Below are 12,625 nucleotides of genomic sequence, written 5' to 3'. Positions count from 1 at the left end.
GGAGGCACGTGCTTTCGCCATGACTGTGCGCCGCCTGCTTTCGGTCTTCGAAAGCGGGCCAATGGCGCGCGCCCTGCCGACCCGGACTCGCTTTTGCAGCACCTAATTCGCGAGACCAATCATGACCCGCAAACTCCGCAATATCGGCATCATGGCGCATGTGGACGCCGGCAAGACCACATTGACTGAACGCATCCTGTTCAACAGCGGCCGCATCCACAAGATCGGCGACGTCCATGACGGCAGCACCGAGACCGACTCCCATCCGCTCGAGAAGCGGCATGGGATCACGATCTCGGCAGCGGCGGCCTCGTGCGACTGGCAGGGCACGGCGATCACCATCATCGATACGCCGGGCCATGTCGATTTCACCATCGAGGTCGAGCGGTCCTTGCGCGTGCTTGACGGGGCGGTGGCGGTGTTCTCCGCTGTCGCCGGCGTCGAGCCGCAATCGGAAACCGTATGGCGCCAGGCCAACCGGTTCGGCGTGCCGCGCCTGTGCTTCATCAACAAGATGGACCAGGTCGGCGCCGATTTCGGCCGCGTGATCGAAATGATCGCTGATCGGCTCGGTGCGACGCCGTTGGCGGTGCAACTGCCGATCGGCGCCGAGGCTGAGTTCGCCGGCGTGGTCGATCTCGTCTCGATGCATGCGAAGTGCTGGGACAGCGGCGACTCTGCTCCGACCGAGGCCGCCATCCCTGCAGCGATGCAGGCGGCGGCCGAGGCGGCACGTGCACGGATGATCGAGGCGCTCGCCGAGGCCGACGAAACGGTCATGGCGGCCTGGATCGACGGGTCTGGCTTGTCGGTGACGGCGCTTCAGGCGGCGATCCGGCGAGCCTGTCTCGCAGGCAGGCTCACGCCTGTGCTGTGTGGTTCGGCCTATCGGAACATGGGCGTGCAGCCCTTGCTCGATGCGATCGTCGCGTTCGCCCCGGCGCCGGAGGACCGGCCGCCGGTGGAGGGCGTCGATCCTCGCTCGGGCGAGACGGAACGGCGCTTCGCCGATCCGACGGAGCCGCTCACTGCCCTTGTCTCCAAGGTGCAGCCGAGCCGGCACGGGCCGCTTGCCTATGTGCGGGTCTATGCTGGTCGGATGACTCTGGGCATGTCAGTCGCCATCGCGGCGACGGGCAAGACTGAGCGGATCGGGCGGCTGCTCCGCATGCATGCCGATGTCCAGACTGACATCGGCGAGGCGATTGCCGGCGACGTTGTCGCGGTGGTTGGGCTGAAGTCGGTCGGAGCCGGCGATACGCTGAGCGATCCGACGCGACCGATCATATTGAGCGGCTTCGTCATCCCGGAGCCTGTGATCGAAGCGGTGATCCAGCCGCTCACAGCGCAGGATCAGGAGAAGCTCGGCCAGGGGCTAGCCTGGATGGCGCGGGGCGATCCGTCGCTACGCGTCATGGTCGATGGCGAGACCGGTGAGACGCTGGTGAAGGGGATGGGCGAGCTGCACCTGCAGATCGTCGTCGAAACGCTGAAAGAGGATTTCGGTGTCGAGGCGGTGATCGGCGCGCCGCGGGTTGCCTATCGCGCGGCGCTGTCGCGTCCTGTCGAAGTGGATCACCTGCTGCGCAAGCAGACCGGTGGTCCAGGCCAGATGGCGCGGGTGCGTCTTGCCTTCGAGCCGCTGGCGGAGGGCGAAACGGGCCTGGTGTTCGTCAACCAGATCGTCGGCGGTGCTGTTCCGAAAGACTATGTGCCGTCGATCGAAAAGGCGCTGGCACAGGCGCTGCTGGATGGCGGGCCGGGCGGCTATCCCGTGATCGGACTGAAGGCGACTCTGCTGGACGGGGCTTCTCACGAGAAGGACTCGTCCGGTCTCGCCTTCGAGAACGCCACGCGGCAGGCCTTCAAGATCGGCTTTGCGCAAGCGGAGCCGGTCCTGCTCGAGCCGATGATGCGCGTCGTCGTCACGACACCGGGAGACTATCTCGGTAGCGTGATCGGCGATCTGCAGAGCCGGCGCGGACAGCTGCTCGCGGCTGTTGCGATGGGGCAGGTGCATGAGGTGATCGCCGAGGCACCGCTCGCTGAGATGTTCAACTATGTGAGCGCGCTCCGGTCGCTGTCGCAGGGCCGGGCGAGCTTCGCCATGGCGTTCGCGCGCTACGCCTCGCTGCCGCAAGGCCTGTGGGGCAAGGCGCTGGGTGCCGCTGGTTGAGCACGGAGGGATGCGTGGCGTAAGCTGCGCATCCCTTTGGCCTCCCATCGACATCGTTCCGACTAGCTGTCTTGTAATCGCAGTTGCGTGGTGCTACCGGCCTCAGCACTATTCGAGGAGCAAAATCGTGTCGGGATTAGAATTCAGTAGGAAAGCGATCAATACGACGGCAGTAGCCGGCGTCGAATCGCTATATTCTATCGACATCTGACCCGTCTCTTGTTCTCAGGAGGCGTTGGCCTCCCCTGCGTTGCAAGACCCTGGATGGCCACCGCCTTCCGGGGTTTTTCTTGTGCGCATGCTTTGCTTGCGCCAATCTTTAAAGGAGCGAAGCGATGGTGCTTTTGCTGACGATCAATGCTGCCCTGAACGCGTGCGCCCTCGGCGCGTGCGCCGCAGAGCTGTGTTCAGTCGCCGCACGGCGTTTCGCACCCTGACATACCGGGCAGTTCCAGCCCGGGTCCCCTGACGGACATCCGGGCACCGAGTTCTCAAAGGCTCGCCGGGTTTCCGCCCGGCGGGCCTTTTGCTTTTCGGGCGCCCGCATCTCTTGCGGATGCCCACCACCGAATTGGCGCGCCAATGCCAATGGCCGTTCGGGCCCGGTCTGGCCAACCGGGTTCGACGGCGCTTTAAAGAGTGAGTGAAGACGATGATGAACAAGATCCATGTGAATGTCGGCACGATCGGCCATGTCGATCACGGCAAGACCACGCTGACCTCCGCGATCACGCGGGTTCAGGCGGCGCGGCTTGGCGGCAAGGCCCTGTCGTTCGACCAGATCGACAAGGCGCCCGAGGAGAAGGCGCGCGGCATCACCATCAACACCAGTCATGTCGAATATGAATCGGAGAGCCGGCACTATGCGCACATCGACTGCCCCGGGCACGCCGATTATGTGAAGAACATGATCACCGGCGCCTCGCAGATGGATGGGGCGATCCTACTCGTCGATGCCACCAAGGGCGCGGCGAAGCAGACGATCGAGCACATCCTGCTCGCGCGGCAGGTGAATGTCCGCCACATCGTCGTGTTCGTGAACAAGATGGACATGCTCGATGCGGCCGACCGCGACGACATGATGGCGTTGATCCAGCTCGAGACCAGCGAGTTGCTGGCCTCGCAGGGCTATCCGGATTCCCCCTTCATCTTCGGCAGCGCCTTGCGCGCGGCCGATGCGGTGGAGCGGGGCGAGCCGGAAGGCGCTGATGCGCAGGCGGTCATCGATCTCGTGCAGGCGCTGGATGCGCATATCCCGGACCCGGTTCGGGATTATGACAGCCCGTTCCTGATGCCGATCGAGGGCGTGCACACCATTCCCGGCCGCGGCACCGTTGTGTCCGGGCGGGTGGAGCGCGGTACGCTCAAGATCGGCAACGCGGTTGAGATCGTCGGTCTCGACAATGATGGCGCCGAGGTCATCGTGACGGGTACCCAGGCTTTCCGGAAGGACATTCCGGAGGMGCGGGCCGGCATGAATGTGGGGCTGTTGCTCCGCGGGCTGAAGCGCGATGATGTCGAGCGTGGCCAGGTGCTGAGTGCGCCTGGCGCGATCAAGGCGCGTACCATGGGCAGGGCGCAGATCTTCGTCCTGTCCGGCGAGGAAGGCGGCCGTCACACGCCGTTTGCGAGCGGCTATCGCCCGCAATTCTTCTTCGGCGTGACCAATGTGACCGGCGTTATCGAGATCGATAACGGCGCTTTGGTGTCGCCCGGCGACCAGGCCGAGATCAGCTTTGCGCTGAACAAGCCGGTCGGGATCGAGCCGGGCGTGCGCTTCGCGATCCGTGAAGGCGGCAAGACCGTCGGCGCGGGTGTGGTGACTGAGGTCACCGACTGAAAAGCGCGTGTCGTCCAATACTCCCGGCCCCGGGATGCCGTCCCGGGGCCGGGCTTTTTCACGAGCGGCGAACACCATAAGGCACGAGAAAGAACCATATCGGCAGTATCGGCCAAGGTCTCGTTGACTCCCGTCCAATCGAAGGCGAGCTTGCCGGCGATCCAATTCAGGGATGGAGGCGTTTATGAACAATCAGCCAGAGAACAAGGCGGGAATGATTTCGCTTCACGAATTGCCTGATGCGCTGAGAAAGGCGATCGTGGCCGCTGGCGACAATGCCGGTGCCACAGGTCCACTGGTGGCCAAGTGGCAGATCGCCGGACTTATAATCCAGGATCCCGCCAAGGCGACTGCGTTCTCCAATTCCGTGGTGAAGCATCTCGATCAGGTCGGCATCAAGGCCAACCCGGCGGTGCTGACGATCCGCGGCGAGACGCTTGCCGGCTTCATCCAGCTGCCGTCGCTTCCCGACACCCGGGAACTCTAGGCTAGCTTCTCCATGGACGGTGCCGATCCGCCGCTTTCGTGCCCGAGCGCCCAGCCGGACATGGTGGACGCGCACGCCTTCGGCATCGTCTCTGGGACGGCTCAGGAGCCGCGGATCGCCTATCTGAAGCGGGATGCCGAAGTGACGCCGGAGATGATGGCGGAACTCGGCGATCTCGATCCGACCCGCGTCTTCCGCTTCTCGGCGCGCTGCGAGAGTTCGCGCTGCGCTCAGTTCGAGGGCGGGCGCTGCGGGCTTGGGGAGCGCATCGCGGCACAACTGGCGCCTGTGGTATCGGCCTTGCCCTCTTGCCAGATCCGCGCGACCTGCCGCTGGCATGAGGAGAATGGCGACAGCATCTGCTTCCGCTGCCCGCAGGTGCTGACCCTGGTGCCGCCCGAACTGACGGAACTGACTCAGGCCGCAACGCTGCCGGGGACCCGCTGACCTACCCGGCGCCCGGCCGCATCACATTGGTCTCAGCAAGCACCCCGACATCGAATTCATAGATCAGCTCGATAACCGGGGCCGCGCCGGGATTGCTCAGGAACGGCGCGCCGGTGCAGTAGAAATAGGGCATGCCTTCATCGCACCAGACATCCTCCGGCAGGCGATCCCGGGGCAACCCGTCATACAGGATGCGATCACTGCCGACCGCACCGCGCGCGCCGCTCAGCGTGAAATCGCGCCTGCCAGCGATCGTCAGGTCGATCTCGACCTGCAACAGGCGCGGATTATCCATCGTGCTCGCGCGATAGGCCGCCATTTCGCCCAGCGTGATCTTTGCATCCTTGATGCCCGCCATCGGCTTGATGACATTCGCGCGCAGCCGCTTCAGCTTGCCCACCCGGCCATAGAGCATCAGGCCCTGGGTGATCGTCTCGGCGGTAAAGAGATAGCGGAAATATTCGCCAAACCGGGCCCCCGCGCGCTCGGCATCGGACGCGACGCGGACTGTTTCATTGCCGGTGCAATTGGCGAAGACCGGCGCGTTGCGGCGCTTGACGAAGACCTGGCCTGAAGACCAGGCGGGCACGCGCGCTGCCTTCAGCGTGGTGTGGATCGCGATGGCGTCTGGCCGGTCCTCGACCGAGACAACCAGCCCGGCCCCCGCATCGCCGCCGAGGTGCGATCCGCCGGTGCTGACATCGCCCGGCTTGCCGCGACAGAACTCCAGCGTCATGCCCGGTATCATGTTCCAGTTCGTGAACCCGCCGCCGGTCTGGATGCTGAACAGGTCGTTTTTGAGAATCGTGAACACGCCATCGGCATAAGTGGCGTTGACGCCGTCGATGAAATTATAGCGGGCGCCCGTCATATAGGGGTAGCAGAAGGGCGCTGACGCGATCCGGCAATTTTCGAACCGCACTGAATCGCAAAAGCCGAACAGCCCGCCATAACCGATGCTGCCGATATCGCAGTCGACCAGCCTCAACGCCTTTCCGCCGACCGCGACGAGGCTGATCTTGCAATTCTCGGCAATGGCCACATCGACGCTGGCGCTTTGCAGGCCATAGCCGGCCTGCATCTCGCCACCCCTGCGGACGGATTTCTTCACCAGCTTGTCGGGCTCGGTATAGCTGCGCTCGACGCAGCGTTCAGCGAGGAATTCCTCGCAGACGCTCTCCGAAAACCCGGGGACGACGCAGTCGCGGAACGTGACCTTGCGCCCCTGTGCCTGGATGTAATTGCCCAGCCGCTCGGTCTCGTGGCGAATCTCGAGCCCGTGGAAGCTGTGGTCGACATTCCAGGTGAAGCCGTCGCGATCGAGCTTGTAGAGGCGCGATCCGTTCCAGTGGTTCTGGATCGGATAGGCTGGGAAATCCGCCCGATAGTCATGAGTGAGCGGCGGATCGAAGCTCATTGCGCCCGTGGCGTGATCGATCGCCTTGATCATCACGAAATCGAAGCAATAGAGGTTGGGCGGATAGCCGCCATATTGCACATCCAGCCCGGCAATCATCACCATCTCGCCCGGGGCATATTGGGCAAGCTCGGCCGGCGTTTGCGCGGTGATCCTGGTGGCGCCCCTCTTCGCGCCGTCGGTCAGGGGATTGCTCCTGTTCATGAAGAACAGGGCGTTGCCGCTCATCGGCCATGGCCAGCCACCGGGCGCGGTCTGCAGGAAGGTCGCGCCGGGACCTGAGAAAACGAGCGTCCTGATGCCCTTGAAGCAATGTTCGGCGAGGGGATATTCAAAATGATAGACCCCCGGCGGCGCCACCACATGCACCGCGCGCCCGGCGGCCGATTCAGCGCGCGCCCAGACCCCGAATGCATTGAGCGCGGCTGAGTTGGCCTTGCTGTTGGCCGGCAAGCCATCGCCGATTGCGCCGAAATCATGGAGATTGACCGGCTGGCCGGGTTTCCCGGCTATTGGGGGCATGGTCGGTTCTCCGGGCCGGCTTGGGGCGGATTATCGTAGGGCATCGCGGCGGGGGGCGCCATCCGTGGTGCGGTGTAGCGAGTGTGCTGACCGGGTTGAATCGACCCGACGCGTGGGGGCGCCGGTTGGCCAGCGCGGCCTTGGCGGGTGGCAACATGCGCCCTTGTCGATCGTCGCTGTTGGAAATGTCATGCGGGTGCTGACATCTTTCCATTTTGGCGAAACGTGATTTTAGCGTTATTAAACAATGTGATAGATGGATAAAACGCTGCTCGCTCCGGACCGCCTGCGCCGAGGATGTCGCCGGAAAACCGGCGGCGTCTTGCGTTTTCGCCATGTCGCATTGAGCCAATACGGGCTTGGCGCCGAGCGGTATTCCAGCGGCGATGGAGCCTGCCCAAACTCTGGGGCCTGCGACGCCCTTCAGCTATCGCTGCACGCGGTGCAATCGCTGCTGCACGGGCAAACGCATCCAGGTGAATCCCTATGAGGTTGCGCGGATAGCCCAGGCGCGGGGCGTTTCCACCGCCGAAGCGCGGGACCGGTTCACAGTCGACAGCGTGCTGCGTCAGGACGCCGAGGATCGCTGTATTTTCCTCGGCGACTATGGTTGCAGCATCCATGGCGACCGCCCGCTCGTATGTCGGTTGTTCCCGCTTGGGCGGGTGATCGAGTCAGGTGGCGCCGTGCATTTCGTGCGAGTGGATCCGAGCTGGGCACATGGCGAATTCGGCGAGGCGGGCGTGGTCGCCGATTTCGTCGAGGCGCAGGGCGCCGCGCCGTTCATCGCTGCGGCCGACGCCTATTTCGACTGGTATTGCCGCGCGCGGGCAAGCCTCATTGCTGGCGCGTCAGGGATCGAGAGGGGCGGGATTGGGGAGGGGGCGCTTGAAGAAAGCAGGCTGGAAGACCTGCTCGATATCGACAGCCAGCTCGCCGCATGGTGCGGCGCGCGGGGCATGAAGGAGCCCGAACTTCCGGAAGAACGGATGCGCCTGCATCTCGAAATTCTGGTCGATATTCTGGACGGGCAATCAGTGTGTGAACCCTCAGGAGACGATCATGTCTGACGATAGCAAAAAGGCGGCCGCGCTGACCGCCGCGATCTCGATGCTTGGCCTGTCACTCGGCGTGTCGGCGCCGGCGGATGCGCAATATGCGCCGGTCGCGCCTGGCCCCCAGGGCACTCAGGGTGTGCTGATCGGCCTCAACCAGCCGTCGAGCCAGCAGTATAAGAGCGAGCAGTGGAAGAGCGAACAGCTGAAGAGCGAGCAGCTGAAAAGCCAACAGCTGAAGAGCCAGCAGTTCAAAAGCCAGCAGCTCAAGATGCAGAGCAATCAGGTGAAGCTGGCGCCGCAGCCATAAGCGACGGGCGGGGGATTATGCCCCCTCAGTCATCGTCGATGCGGTGTGGCTCGCAGGCGATGCCGTCATTGTCCCCGTCCATCCCGATGCGATAGCCGGGCTGGCCGCGATAGAGCGGCGCCTTGCCCAAAGCACGCACTTCGTTGCAGCCGGCGTAATGGACGCTCGTTTCCAGCGCTGCTGCCGCGGCGGCTACGGATGCGGCTGACCTCGCTGGGCTTGATGATGCAGGCGCTGCCGGATGCCCGGGCGCGGCGGGTGCCGTGAGGAGCAGGACGCCGCCAAAGGTCGCCACTGAACTCACGCCGACCAGGATGAGGAAGGGCCGATCCATCAAAGGAGAGTGCGGACGGCTGGTTGAGAAAAAGTGACTGTATCGCGGGGATTGCACCATTCCGGTGTCTGATGAAGCCGGATCCGATTCCGGATGGCGTTCTGGTTCCGACGATGAGAAACAAGCGGCGCGCGGGCCCCGCCGGGACAGCCTCGATAGCGGTATGGGGGAGGAGTTTGAATCACGAGCGATGTTGGAAATGTCATGCGAGGCGCTGACATTTTCGAGATTTGCCAGAAGATATAAATAATACGCTATATCAATAAGATACGCCAAAATATCGGAGGTCTATCCGGTCATGAAGGGGAAAAGGCGATGAAAGTCTGGATCATGGCTGCTGCGGCAGCGCTTGCCGTTCCGCTCGGGTGCCAGGCGGCAGCGGCGCAGGAGGTGCCGGCGGCGATCTCCACCGATCCGGTGCACGATGCCGCGCATCCCGCGCGGATGGAGGTGCTGCATATTCCGAGCGGCGGCGTGGCGATCAACGGCCTTGCCTATGTCGCGGCGGGGGCGGGGCCGCATCCGGTGGTCCTGCTATGTCACGGCCTGCCGGGCAATGAGAAGAATCTCGATCTCGCCCAGGCGATCCGCCGCGCCGGGTGGACAGTCATCACCTTCAACTATCGTGGCTCCTGGGGCAGCCCGGGCAGCTATCGCTTCGCCAATGATCTCGAGGATGCGGATGCAGTGCTCGCCTGGCTTCGCACCCCGGCGAATGCGACCAGCCTCGGGATCGATCCGAAACGGATTGCAATGGTCGGGCACAGCCTTGGCGGCTGGGTGACGGCGATGACGGCAGCGCATGATCCGGCGCTGCTCGGGGGCGCGATGATCTCGCCGGGCAATATCGGCTTTCTCGGCCATATGCCGCGTGCCGCGGCCACCGCCGCCTTCACCGAGAACGGCCTTGAGGCACTGGCGGATACGAGCGGCGCGATCATGGCGGACGAGGCGATCGCCCATGCCGATGCCTGGGATTTCGTGAAGGCCGGGCCGCGACTTGCCGGCACCAATTTGTTCGTGCTGACCTCGGACGACGGCCTCGCGCCGGAAGCCGACCGGCTTGTCGCCGCAGTGAAAGCGGCCGGCGGGAGGAAGCTGTCGACCGTGCATGTCGCGACTGACCATAGCTGGTCCGACCGGCGCATCAGGCTGGAGAGCGAGATCATCAGGTGGCTGGGCGGATTGGGACATTGAGGGCGGGCGACAGCGCCGCTGTCCGCAGCTGATCCGGTTGATGGCGTGAATGCGCGATATGACTGCTGATCTCATCCAACTCCACGATTTTAAATTCCCCAGTGGGCTGGATTTGCCGCTGGCGACGCTCACCTGTCGCGTGGACGATCTCGCGGCGCGGCTTGGGCTCGAGGTCGAATGCTGGGAAGAAGACGGCCTTGGCCCTGCTCGCGGCTTCGCACTTGGTCCATCCATATCGCCGACGCTGATCAGCGAGCAGGTTTCTCACGTTGCGGCCAACCCCTTGGCCGCGACGGTGATCACGATCGACGGCGGCGAGGCGGTGGCGATGGGTCATACGGCCATGCTGGACCGCGCGCTGGCGATGCTCGGCCTCGACAAGGACATGGTTTCATGGGTGCCTGACGATCTTGCCGGATGGGCGCTAAGCGCGGCGCAGATACTGGATCACGCGCGTCTCCGCAGCGATCGAAACGACTGACCGCTGCGGCCTCGGCCCTATTCCGTCTCAGTCAACTGCCCCTCGACCGGCACCGGGCTCAGATCATAGACGGTAAGCTGCGCCGACCCGTCGGCCGGCACAAGGGTCAGCCGCCAGCGGAAATAGCCGATGCGCTCCACCACGCCCACCGCGTTGCGGCCATGGTCTGCGCCATAGACCGGCGCGCTCGCACTCCCTGCAGCAAAAGCGCCAAGAAACACCATGCGGGCGCCGCCATCCGGATAGAGCCAGCCCGCCGGGCGTTCGCTGCCGGTCTGCTTGGTGAAGGACTGCGCATCGCCTTCATTGCCGACGAAGCAGAAGCCGGGCGGAAAGCTGCGCCAGGCCGGCTGGTGCGGCCCGGATGCGCCTAGCTTCACGACGCGGCACTGATAGGAGCCGGGCGGCAGCGCGGGATATCGCAATGCCCGGGTCGGATCGAGCAGCACCCCCTCCCGAGCCAGCGTGGTCGGGAACCGAGGCTTCGCGGCGGCAAGCGCGGCCGTCCAGCGCGCGGGCAGGGTGTCGAGCCGGGCGGCATCGGCTGAGTCGATCCGCTCCTTCCAGGCCCGGCCCGGATCGTCCGGGACTTCGACGGTGGCAATCGGGTGGTGCCGGCTGGTGGTGACACACCCGCCGATCGCAGCGGCGAGCAGGCACAAGGCAAGCGGGCGAGCGGCGCGGCGCAATGATCTTCCCCCCGGGAGGGCCGGCCCCGTCAGCGGATCCGGCTTGGCAAATTGGCACCTATCTCGATTCGGTACTGTTCGCAGGCGATGTCGCCACAATATAGGTCAAGCCTGAGCGGATAACCGGGCGGAACGCGACAGAGCGGCGCCGATTTCAGCCGTTCCGAGTTTGGCGATCGATTCGACCGCATTGAAAGCGTCGTGGCGGCTCAAACAGCGGCGACTTGCCTATGCCGCCGCGCTGCCTCGGTGGTGCCGCCGGTGCGGGGTCTCCACCGAAATCTCATAAAAGCTCCACTTCATCCTGGAGCCATATCGATCCATGGGGGAGGCGCTTGTCGGATAGCGAGCAGGGGACGACATGGACGGATTCTCGATACGGTGGCGTCACGGAATATGGCGCCTCGCCGGGGTCTGGGCGTTGGCAACAGCCAGTCTTGCTCTGTCATCCTGCGGCAACCGGGGAGACATGCCTGCGGATATCGGCATAGACCGCATCCTCGCATCGAGTTCATCGGGCTTTTTTCGGGAAGCGTGCGTGGCAAGCGTCTATCATCTGTCGGAGGTGAAGGCGCAGCAGATATCCGACACCGGATTGACCTTCTTCGCGACGATCGCAAAGCCGAGAAACGAGAATCCCCGCAATCCTTATGGACCATGGTTGGAGACGCCGGTGCCGGGCCAGGCTCCGGCATATGGCGTGCCCGGGAACGCGCTTTTCGCGCCGGGAGCTCTCGGCGATTGCGCCGATGAACATAACAGCGCGTTCCACATCCGTGAGATCGGAAAGGCACTGCGAAGCCCCGGGAATTACTATGCGCTGACCAGCAACCGGGAGGGCATGATATTGGTGATGCCGCGTGCGCGTCTGGCGGCCTATTTATACTCGGGCTGATCGCTCGAACGATTTGAGCGCGTCCTTGCCGATCCACCTTTCGGTCGCGTGGCTGGATGCCGCCAGATTCCCGGCCAAAGCGACCGCCGCGGCCTTGACTGTCGGGCTGCCCTTTTCCCCCATCGCCCGCAACGCCCAGCTCACGCCTTTCTTGACGAAATTGCGATCGTCACTCGCCGCGCGCGCGACCAGCGGCAACGCGCCGAGATAATCCGCCTCGACCCCTTTGCCGTGCAGCGCTGCGCTGGCCAGGAGGGCGAACGCTGCGCGCTTGCCGAACTCGTCGTTCAGGTCGGACCACTCAGCGACCTTGGCGAACACATAAGGTGTGCGGTCGAACAATTTGAAGCAGACCGTGTCGCAGATGCCCCAATTGTCGAAGTCGCGTCGCCACGCATCCATCTGCGCCGGCGTGACGCATGCGGGGTCTTCGATCATGCACGCGACCATGCGCGCCTCGTACCAGCCGCTATCCCACAAGGCGGCCGCGAGGTCGTGATTGGGGCCCAGCTCTTTGGCCATTGCGAGCATCTTTGCCATCGGCACGCCAAAGGCCTGTTCGGTGACGATGCCGTAGCGCGGCGCCATCTCGTCGCGAATCTTCTGCGAAGCGTGCGCCTCCAGCGCCGTCAGGACGGCACCGACGGTCGCACCGGGTGAAGTCTTGCCGGCCGCTTTGTGGGGGCTCTTCGCCTTGATCGCCACCGGACGCTATTGAACCCCGTAATGGGATTGCCGCTTTCCCACTATGGTCACGGCTTGATGGCATTGCGCG

The 12,625-nt window shown here is 64.2% G+C and carries 13 protein-coding genes; 9 read left to right on the top strand and 4 right to left on the bottom strand.

Annotated elements, in window-relative coordinates; all coding sequences use genetic code 11:
- The first annotated feature begins 121 nt into the window (after positions 1 to 121).
- The 4 genes from fusA (at position 122) to AC1DVS_RS25660 (ending at position 4,950) form a co-directional block, all read left to right on the top strand.
- The gene (gene fusA / locus AC1DVS_RS25675; RefSeq protein WP_478027341.1) at positions 122 to 2,176 is read left to right on the top strand and encodes an elongation factor G; all 2,055 of its coding nucleotides are present in this window, start codon (positions 122 to 124) and stop codon (positions 2,174 to 2,176) included.
- Between the two features lie 652 nt (positions 2,177 to 2,828).
- Positions 2,829 to 4,016, top strand: a complete 1,188-nt coding sequence (gene tuf / locus AC1DVS_RS25670) for an elongation factor Tu (RefSeq protein WP_478027363.1) — start codon at positions 2,829 to 2,831, stop codon at positions 4,014 to 4,016.
- A gap of 184 nt (positions 4,017 to 4,200) precedes the next feature.
- Positions 4,201 to 4,503 carry a hypothetical protein gene (locus AC1DVS_RS25665; RefSeq protein WP_478027340.1) on the top strand — a complete coding sequence of 101 codons (303 nt, stop codon included), beginning with the start codon at positions 4,201 to 4,203 and terminating at the stop codon, positions 4,501 to 4,503.
- Positions 4,504 to 4,515: 12 nt separating this feature from the next.
- Positions 4,516 to 4,950: a hypothetical protein gene (locus tag AC1DVS_RS25660; RefSeq protein WP_478027339.1), complete on the top strand. Its 435-nt coding sequence runs from the start codon at positions 4,516 to 4,518 to the stop codon at positions 4,948 to 4,950.
- Position 4,951: 1 nt separating this feature from the next.
- On the opposite strand, the gene AC1DVS_RS25655 is transcribed toward AC1DVS_RS25660, so the two are convergent.
- Positions 4,952 to 6,889, bottom strand: a complete 1,938-nt coding sequence (locus tag AC1DVS_RS25655) for a hypothetical protein (RefSeq protein ID WP_478027338.1) — start codon at positions 6,887 to 6,889, stop codon at positions 4,952 to 4,954.
- Between the two features lie 386 nt (positions 6,890 to 7,275).
- On the opposite strand from AC1DVS_RS25655, the gene AC1DVS_RS25650 reads away from it, so the two are divergent.
- Together AC1DVS_RS25650 and AC1DVS_RS25645 are read left to right on the top strand one after the other, a co-directional pair.
- Entirely contained in the window at positions 7,276 to 7,959 is a 684-nt protein-coding gene (locus AC1DVS_RS25650) for a YkgJ family cysteine cluster protein (protein ID WP_478027337.1), read from the top strand.
- Positions 7,952 to 8,254 (top strand): hypothetical protein, encoded by a 303-nt coding sequence (locus AC1DVS_RS25645; RefSeq protein WP_478027336.1) that lies wholly within the window; start codon positions 7,952 to 7,954, stop codon positions 8,252 to 8,254. Before AC1DVS_RS25650 ends, AC1DVS_RS25645 begins: the two co-directional genes overlap by 8 nt.
- A gap of 25 nt (positions 8,255 to 8,279) precedes the next feature.
- On the opposite strand, the gene AC1DVS_RS25640 is transcribed toward AC1DVS_RS25645, so the two are convergent.
- Positions 8,280 to 8,588: an excalibur calcium-binding domain-containing protein gene (locus tag AC1DVS_RS25640; RefSeq protein WP_478027335.1), complete on the bottom strand. Its 309-nt coding sequence runs from the start codon at positions 8,586 to 8,588 to the stop codon at positions 8,280 to 8,282.
- A gap of 315 nt (positions 8,589 to 8,903) precedes the next feature.
- Here AC1DVS_RS25640 and AC1DVS_RS25635 point away from each other — a divergent pair, with 315 nt between their 5' ends.
- Both AC1DVS_RS25635 and AC1DVS_RS25630 read left to right on the top strand, forming a co-directional pair.
- On the top strand, positions 8,904 to 9,785 hold the full coding sequence (locus tag AC1DVS_RS25635) for an alpha/beta hydrolase family protein (RefSeq protein WP_478027334.1): 882 nt from the start codon (positions 8,904 to 8,906) through the stop codon (positions 9,783 to 9,785).
- A gap of 49 nt (positions 9,786 to 9,834) precedes the next feature.
- Entirely contained in the window at positions 9,835 to 10,266 is a 432-nt protein-coding gene (locus AC1DVS_RS25630; RefSeq protein WP_478027333.1) for a hypothetical protein, read from the top strand.
- Between the two features lie 17 nt (positions 10,267 to 10,283).
- On the opposite strand, the gene AC1DVS_RS25625 is transcribed toward AC1DVS_RS25630, so the two are convergent.
- Positions 10,284 to 10,955, bottom strand: a complete 672-nt coding sequence (locus AC1DVS_RS25625; RefSeq protein WP_478027332.1) for a DUF4893 domain-containing protein — start codon at positions 10,953 to 10,955, stop codon at positions 10,284 to 10,286.
- Between the two features lie 469 nt (positions 10,956 to 11,424).
- Between AC1DVS_RS25625 and AC1DVS_RS25620 the strand changes: the two genes are divergently transcribed.
- Positions 11,425 to 11,850, top strand: a complete 426-nt coding sequence (locus AC1DVS_RS25620; RefSeq protein ID WP_478027331.1) for a hypothetical protein — start codon at positions 11,425 to 11,427, stop codon at positions 11,848 to 11,850.
- On the opposite strand, the gene AC1DVS_RS25615 is transcribed toward AC1DVS_RS25620, so the two are convergent.
- Positions 11,836 to 12,555: a DNA alkylation repair protein gene (locus AC1DVS_RS25615; protein WP_478027330.1), complete on the bottom strand. Its 720-nt coding sequence runs from the start codon at positions 12,553 to 12,555 to the stop codon at positions 11,836 to 11,838. The genes AC1DVS_RS25620 and AC1DVS_RS25615 overlap by 15 nt on opposite strands.
- Between the last annotated feature and the right edge of the window lie 70 nt (positions 12,556 to 12,625).

Source organism: Sphingomonas sp. P3_C5, from assembly GCF_056402635.1.
Note: the sequence above shows the minus strand (reverse complement) of the source record. Positions and strands in the feature narration are given on the sequence as shown.